The organism is Streptomyces sp. NPDC058045, assembly GCF_042885635.1.
In the GTDB taxonomy this organism is placed as follows: domain Bacteria; phylum Actinomycetota; class Actinomycetes; order Streptomycetales; family Streptomycetaceae; genus Streptomyces.
Window position 1 is genome coordinate 169320 of record NZ_JBHVRR010000006.1, and the last position, 6784, is coordinate 176103.

Annotated in this window: 6 protein-coding genes; 2 read left to right on the forward strand and 4 right to left on the reverse strand. The window is 71.1% G+C overall.

The features are described 5' to 3' along the window. Nucleotides 1-9 precede the first annotated feature (9 nt). Both ACFVST_RS06445 and ACFVST_RS06450 read left to right on the forward strand, forming a co-directional pair. The gene (locus tag ACFVST_RS06445; protein WP_390147436.1) at nt 10-219 is read left to right on the forward strand and encodes a helix-turn-helix domain-containing protein; all 210 of its coding nucleotides are present in this window, start codon (nt 10-12) and stop codon (nt 217-219) included. After that, nucleotides 219-791, forward strand: a complete 573-nt coding sequence (locus ACFVST_RS06450) for a Clp protease N-terminal domain-containing protein (RefSeq protein ID WP_390147438.1) — start codon at nt 219-221, stop codon at nt 789-791. Before ACFVST_RS06445 ends, ACFVST_RS06450 begins: the two co-directional genes overlap by 1 nt. A gap of 61 nt (nt 792-852) precedes the next feature. Here ACFVST_RS06450 and ACFVST_RS06455 read toward each other — a convergent pair whose 3' ends face one another. From ACFVST_RS06455 to ACFVST_RS06470, 4 genes are all read right to left on the reverse strand, one after another. Continuing rightward, nucleotides 853-1971, reverse strand: a complete 1119-nt coding sequence (locus ACFVST_RS06455) for a helix-turn-helix transcriptional regulator (RefSeq protein ID WP_390147439.1) — start codon at nt 1969-1971, stop codon at nt 853-855. 1 nt (nt 1972) lies between these two features. Continuing rightward, the gene (locus ACFVST_RS06460; RefSeq protein ID WP_390147441.1) at nt 1973-2860 is read right to left on the reverse strand and encodes a DUF4097 domain-containing protein; all 888 of its coding nucleotides are present in this window, start codon (nt 2858-2860) and stop codon (nt 1973-1975) included. A 139-nt stretch (nt 2861-2999) separates the two neighbouring features. Continuing rightward, on the reverse strand, nt 3000-3185 hold the full coding sequence (locus tag ACFVST_RS06465; RefSeq protein WP_390147442.1) for a DUF6104 family protein: 186 nt from the start codon (nt 3183-3185) through the stop codon (nt 3000-3002). A gap of 82 nt (nt 3186-3267) precedes the next feature. Continuing rightward, the coding region (locus tag ACFVST_RS06470; protein ID WP_390147443.1) for a multifunctional oxoglutarate decarboxylase/oxoglutarate dehydrogenase thiamine pyrophosphate-binding subunit/dihydrolipoyllysine-residue succinyltransferase subunit at nt 3268-6784 on the reverse strand (3517 nt) is incomplete at its 5' end.

Sequence of the window (6784 nt, forward strand, 5' to 3'; positions counted from 1 at the left end):
TTGACAGTCATGACCGAGGCAACGGATCTCGCAGAGCGCGCGGGCGACCGCGATCCGCGGATCGGGCTGCGGGCCGTCGTCGCACTGCGGCGGCTCCTGGAGCAGCTCGAAGCGGTACAGGTACGCAGCGCGCGGCAACAGGGCTGGTCGTGGCAGGAGATCGCCGGTGTGCTGGGCGTGAGCCGGCAGGCCGTACACAAGAAGTACGGGAGGCAGTGATGTTCGAACGCTTCACCGAGGATGCCCGCAGTGTCCTGACGGACGCCGCCGCGCACGCGGGACAGGCAGGGGAGCGCGTCGTCGACGACGGCGATGTCCTGCTCGCCGTACTGCTGCGGACCGACGGGCGGGCCGCCGCCGTGCTCGATGAGCTGGGGGCGGGCGAGCGGCGTACGGAGATCCGACAGGGCCTCGCCGAGACCCGGCGCCGCGCGGGCCTCACCCGCGCCGACGCCGAGGCCCTCGCCGGGCTCGGGATCGACCTGGGGGAGATCGTCTCCCGCGTCGAGGAGGTGCACGGCGAAGGGGCGCTCGCCGTACGCGGGCGGCGGACCCGGAGCCCGCGCCTCACCCCCGCCGCGAAGCAGGTACTGGAGCGGGCGCTGCGGATCGCGGCGGGGCACCGGGACCGGTTCATCGGCGACCAGCATCTGCTGCTCGCTCTGCTGTCCGCCCCCGGCGCCCCCGCCGACGCCCTCGCTGAACAGGGCGTCACCTATGAGGCGGCGCACCGGCTCCTCTACCCGGATGCGGACGGCGAGGGCGACGGCGGTGTGGCGCGGGCGAGCTGACGGCTCCTCCGTCAACTCCCGTTCCCTGGGCGGTTCCTGAGCCGGCTTCTGGTCCAGCCCCCTATCCCTCGGCGGACCCGGACGACGGGGGTGACGGGGGCGGTGACGGGTCCGCCGGGGTGAGTATCGCGGCGATGCCGGCCGCGGCGGCCGAGAGGTGGCGGCGGGCGCCGCTGAGCTGCTCCTCGGTGACGCCGTTGTCGCGGGCCGCGTCGCGGATGTCGTCGCGGAAGCGGTCCAACATACGGTCCAGATCGCGGTCCGGGTCGCCGCTGGACGGCTCGTGCGCCCACTTCGGCGTATAGGCGAACGGCAGATCCTCCTCGCCGGGATCAAAGACGAGGGGCTCGCCCTGGGGGCGGTCCTCCGCCCGGCCGCCGGAGCCGCCCGTCTCGTGGCCGGAGCCGCCGAGGCCGCCGAAGCCCTTGCCGAACTCGTTGAACTCCTTGGCCAGTTCGCTCAGGCCCTCGCGGACGCCCGTCGGCCAGTCGCCACGGGCGAAGTGCTCCTGCACCTGCCGCTGGACCTGGCCGGCGAGGCGCTTCATCTCCCGCTGGGCGTCCCGCTGCGCCCGCTCCTGCGCCTCCTTGGCCTGCTGGCGGGCGCGCTGCGCCTCGTCCCGGGCCCGGCGACTCTCGTCCTTGGCGCGCCGCGCCTGCTCCTTCCACTCCTGCTTGGCCTTGCGGAACTCCTCCTTCGCCTGGCGCCAGGCCTCCTTGTCGCCCCAGGCGGCACCGTCCAGATAGTCGGTCACCTCGGGGCCCGCCGCGCCCCGCTTGCCCGCCGGGTCGCTGCGGGCCTGACGGGTGGCCGCCCGCACATCGCGCCGGAGGTCGCCCGCGGCGCCCCGTACGCCGTCCCGGATCTCGGCGGCCAGCTCGGCGACGGACTCGCGGATCTCCACTTCCAGATCGGCCAACTCGCCACTGCGGTCGGCCAGTTCGGCACGGCCGGCCTCGGTGATCGAGTAGACCTTGCGGCCGCCCTCCGTGGTGTGTGTGACCAGACCCTCGGCCTCCAGCTTGGCCAGCCGCGGATAGACCGTGCCCGCGGACGGCGCGTAGAGGCCCTGGAAGCGCTCCTCCAGCAGCCGGATGACCTCGTAGCCGTGGCGGGGCGCCTCCTCCAGCAGCTTCAGCAGATAGAGGCGGAGGCGGCCGTGGGCGAAGACGGGTGGCATCTCAGAGCACCTTCCTCTCGGCGGCCGGGTCGTCGGACGGAGCGGCTTCGGGATCGTCCTCGGCCGGGGGGCGTCGGAGCAGGGCGATGGAGCCGGAGACCGTGGTGGCCTTGAGGCGGCCGCTGCCCGCGCCGAGCCGCCCGGTGATCCGCTTCGCTCCCCACTCCCCGCTGACCCGTAGATCCTCGAAGGCGTTGGAGACGCTGCCGCTGGCGGTGTTGGCCTCGACCTCGGCGTCCGCGGGGTGGGGCAGCCGGATGGCGATCTCGCCGGAGATATTGGTGAGCCGGATGTCGGTGGCACGGCCGCCGGCGCCGGCGTCGGCAGCGGAGACGTCCACGATCATGGCGCCGCTGACCGAATCCGCCCGTACCGAGCCGCCCGCGCCGTCGACCACGGTCAGGTCCCCGGAGACCGAGTTGAACCGCAGATCTCCCATGACGGCCTGGGCCTCCACGCTGCCGGAGACCGTGTCCGCCCGGACGGTGCCGGTGAGGCCGAGCAGGGTGGTGTCCCCCGAGACGCCCTTGACCTCGACCGCACCCTCGACACCGGAGACCACGGCGCTCGCGGCGACCACTCCGACCTGGACCCGGGTGCCCGCCGGGACCGCGAGCGAGACCACCGCGCGGCGCTTCCAGCCGCGCGGATGAACGGACTTGAGGAGGTCCTTGCGGCGCAGGTCCTCATAGGTCACCACCAGTGCGCCGTCCTCCTGGATGACGTGCAGCGGCGGGCCCTTCAGCTCGGAGACCTGGAGGCGGGCGGTGCCGTCCTCGGTGCCGACGACATTCACCGTGCCGTTGAAGAGGCGGACGTCCAGGGACTCCACCGGCTCCTCGAAGGCGAGCTTCTCGGGGCCGGTGACGAGCCGGGTGCTGGCGGGCATGGGGCGACCTCCCTCGGACCATGGACGCGCCATATCGCGTCTCCGTACTCGACACGATATATCGCGGATGGGGAAAGTCAAGTGCGATGTGTCGCGACAGCCCCGCCCCGCGGGACGCGAAGGAGCGGCCCGGCCCGGCCTACAGCTCCTCGTCGTCCTCGTCGTCGAGCCGGGCCAGCCAGGTGGCGAGCCGCTCGACGGGGACCTCGAAGTCCGGGTTGAGATCCACGAAGGTGCGCAACTGCTCGGCGAGCCACTCGAAGGTGACCTCCTCCTCGCCGCGCCGCTTCGCCAGTTCCTCGATGCCGCGGTCGGTGAAGTACATGCGCCCAGGATATGCGGCAACCGGAAGGGCCCGGCCCCCGCGAGTGGTTCGCAGGGACCGGGCCGGCGGTGGGCGGTGGGCGTCAGGCCTCGAAGACCTCGCGCACCAACTGCTGCTGCTCCGCCTGGTGGCGCTTGGCCGAGCCGACCGCCGGAGACGAGGAGTGCGGCCGCGAGATACGGCGCAGGCGCTCCCCGTGCGGCACATCGGCGCCGACGGCCAGGTCCAGGTGGTCGATCAGGTTGAGCGCGATGAACGGCCAGGGACCCTGGTTCGCCGGCTCGTCCTGCGCCCACAGGTACTTCTCGGCGCCCGGGTACTTGGCGATCTCGGCCTGCAACTCGGCGCCGGGCAGCGGGTAGAGCCGCTCCAGCCGGATGATCGCGGTGTCCGTGACCCCGCGCTTCTGCCGCTCGGCGTCCAGGTCGTAGTAGAGCTTGCCGGAGCAGAAGACGACCTTGCGGACCGCGGCCGCGTCCACCGAGTCGTCCCCGATGACCGGGCGGAAGCCGCCCGAGGTGAACTCCTCCACCGACGAGGCCGCCGCCTTGAGCCGCAGCATCGACTTCGGGGTGAAGACCACCAGCGGCTTGTGGTGCGGGTTGTGCACCTGCCACCGCAGGAGGTGGAAGTAGTTCGACGGCAGCGTCGGCATGGCGACCGTCATGTTGTTCTGCGCGCAGAGCTGGAGGAACCGCTCGATCCGGGCCGAGGAGTGGTCCGGGCCCTGGCCCTCGTAGCCGTGCGGCAGGAGCAGGGTGACGCCGGAGGTCTGGCCCCACTTCTGCTCGGCGGCCGAGATGTACTCGTCGATGACGGACTGCGCGCCGTTGGCGAAGTCGCCGAACTGCGCCTCCCACATGACCAGCGCGTCCGGCCGGGCCAGCGAGTAGCCGTACTCGAAGCCCATCACCGCGTACTCGGAGAGCAGCGAGTCGTAGACGTTGAGGCGGGCCTGGTCGTCCGAGAGGTACAGCAGCGGGGTGAAGTCCTCGCCGGTCTCGCGGTCGATGAGGACGGCGTGCCGCTGACCGAAGGTGCCGCGGCGGGAGTCCTGGCCGGACAGCCGGACCGGGGTGCCCTCCAGCAGCAGCGAGCCGATGGCGAGGGTCTCGCCCATGCCCCAGTCGATGGTGCCGTCCTCGATCATCGCGGCGCGGCGCTGGAGCTGGGGCAGCAGCCTCGGGTGCACCGTGACCTGCGGCGGGATGTTCACCTGGGACTCGGCGATCCGCTTGACGACCTCCTGCGAGATCCCCGTCCTCAGCGCCACCGGGAACTCCGCCTGCGGGTCCGGCACCTGGGCCTCGGCGGCCTGCGAGACGGCCTCCCGGACCTCGGTGAAGACCTTCTCCAACTGGCCCTGGAAGTCCTGGAGTGCCTGCTCGGCCTCCTCCAGCGTGATGTCGCCGCGACCGATCAGCGACTCGGTGTACAGCTTGCGCACCGAGCGCTTCTTGTCGATCAGGTCGTACATCAGGGGCTGGGTGAACGCCGGGTTGTCCGACTCGTTGTGGCCGCGGCGGCGGTAGCAGATCAGGTCGATGACGACGTCCTTGTTGAACGCCTGGCGGAACTCGAAGGCGAGCCGCGCGACGCGCACCACGGCCTCCGGGTCGTCACCGTTCACATGGAAGATCGGCGCCTCGATCATGCGGGCCACGTCGGTGGCGTACATCGAGGAGCGCGAGGACTCCGGTGCGGCGGTGAAGCCGACCTGGTTGTTGATGACGATGTGCACGGTGCCGCCGGTGCGGTAGCCGCGCAGCTGCGACATGTTGAGCGTCTCGGCGACGACGCCCTGGCCGGCGAAGGCCGCGTCCCCGTGCAGGGCGACCGGGAGCACGGTGAAGTCGGTGCCGCCCTTGTTGATGATGTCCTGCTTGGCGCGGGTGATGCCCTCGATGACCGGGTCGACCGTCTCCAGGTGGGACGGGTTCGCCGCCAGCGACACCCGGATCTGCTCGCCGTCCAGACCGGTGAAGGTGCCCTGGGCGCCCAGGTGGTACTTGACGTCGCCGGAGCCGTGCATGGACTTCGGGTCGAGATTGCCCTCGAACTCGCGGAAGATCTGCGCGTAGGACTTGCCGACGATGTTGGCCAGGACGTTCAGCCGGCCGCGGTGGGCCATGCCGATGACGACCTCGTCGAGGCGGGACTCGGCCGCCGAGTCGAGGACCGCGTCCAGCAGCGGGATGACGGACTCGCCGCCCTCCAGCGAGAACCGCTTCTGGCCCACGTACTTGGTCTGCAGGAAGGTCTCGAAGGCCTCCGCCGCGTTCAGCCGGCGCAGGATGCGCAACTGCTCCTCGCGCTCCGGCTTGGCGTGCGGCCGCTCCACCCGGTCCTGGATCCACTTGCGCTCACGCGGGTCCTGGATGTGCATGAACTCGATGCCCACGGTGCGGACGTACGAGTCGCGCAGCACACCGAGGATGCTGCGGAGCTTCATCATCGACTTGCCGGCGAAGCCGCCGACGGCGAACTCCCGCTCCAGGTCCCACAGGGTGAGCCCGTGCTCGTTGATGTCCAGGTCGGGGTGCTTGCGCTGGCGGTACTCCAGCGGGTCGGTGTCGGCCATGACATGGCCGCGGACCCGGTAGGAGTGGATCAGCTCGAAGACCCGGGCGGCCTTGGTGACATCGTCGTCGTGCGAGGCGTCGATGTCCTTGAGCCAGCGGACCGGCTCGTAGGGGATGCGCAGCGCCTTGAAGATCTCGTCGTAGAACTCGTTCTCGCCGAGGAGGAGGTTGGCGACGATGCGCAGGAACTCGCCGGACGCCGCGCCCTGGATGACGCGGTGGTCGTAGGTCGAGGTCAGGGTCATGACCTTGGAGATGCCCAGGCGGTTCAGGGTGTCCTGGGAGGTGCCCTGGAACTCGGCCGGGTACTCCATGGCGCCGACGCCCATGATGACCGACTGGCCGGGCATCAGCCGCGGCACCGAGTGCACGGTGCCGATGCCGCCCGGGTTGGTCAGGGAGACGGTGACGCCGGTGAAGTCGTCCATCGTCAGCTTGTTGTCCCGGGCACGGCGGACGATGTCCTCGTAGGCCTGCCAGAACTCGAAGAAGTTGAGCGTCTCGGCCCTCTTGATGGCCGCGACGACCAACTGCCGGTCGCCGTTGGGCTTCACCAGGTCGATGGCCAGGCCCAGGTTGATGTGGTCGGGCTTGACCAGGGTCGGCTTGCCGTCCTTCTCCGCGAAGGAGTGGTTCATCGCCGGCATGGCCTTGATGGCCTGCACCATCGCGTACCCGATGAGGTGCGTGAAGGAGATCTTCCCGCCGCGGGCGCGCTTGAGGTGGTTGTTGATGACGATGCGGTTGTCGAAGAGCAGCTTCACCGGGACGGCGCGCACGGAGGTGGCCGTGGGCAGCTCCAGGGAGGCGTTCATGTTCTTCACCACGGCCGCGGACGGACCGCGCAGCGTCACGAACTCCGGCCCGGCCGGGGCGCTTTCGGCCTCCGCGGGCGCCGCCTTCGCCGGAGCCGGAGCCGTGGCCTTCGCCGGCGCGGGCTGCGCGGCGGGCTTGGCGGGGGCCGGTGCCGGTGCGGCCGGTGCGGCCGCGGCGGGCCGGGCGGGTGCGGCGGCCGGC

Coding starts and splice junctions, on each gene's coding strand:
- ACFVST_RS06460 (WP_390147441.1), bottom strand. CDS start 2,860: ATGCCCGCCAGCACCCGGCTCGTCACCGGCCCCGAGAAGCTCGCCTTC.
- ACFVST_RS06455 (WP_390147439.1), bottom strand. CDS start 1,971: ATGCCACCCGTCTTCGCCCACGGCCGCCTCCGCCTCTATCTGCTGAAG.
- ACFVST_RS06465 (WP_390147442.1), bottom strand. CDS start 3,185: ATGTACTTCACCGACCGCGGCATCGAGGAACTGGCGAAGCGGCGCGGC.
- ACFVST_RS06445 (WP_390147436.1), top strand. CDS start 10: ATGACCGAGGCAACGGATCTCGCAGAGCGCGCGGGCGACCGCGATCCG.
- ACFVST_RS06450 (WP_390147438.1), top strand. CDS start 219: ATGTTCGAACGCTTCACCGAGGATGCCCGCAGTGTCCTGACGGACGCC.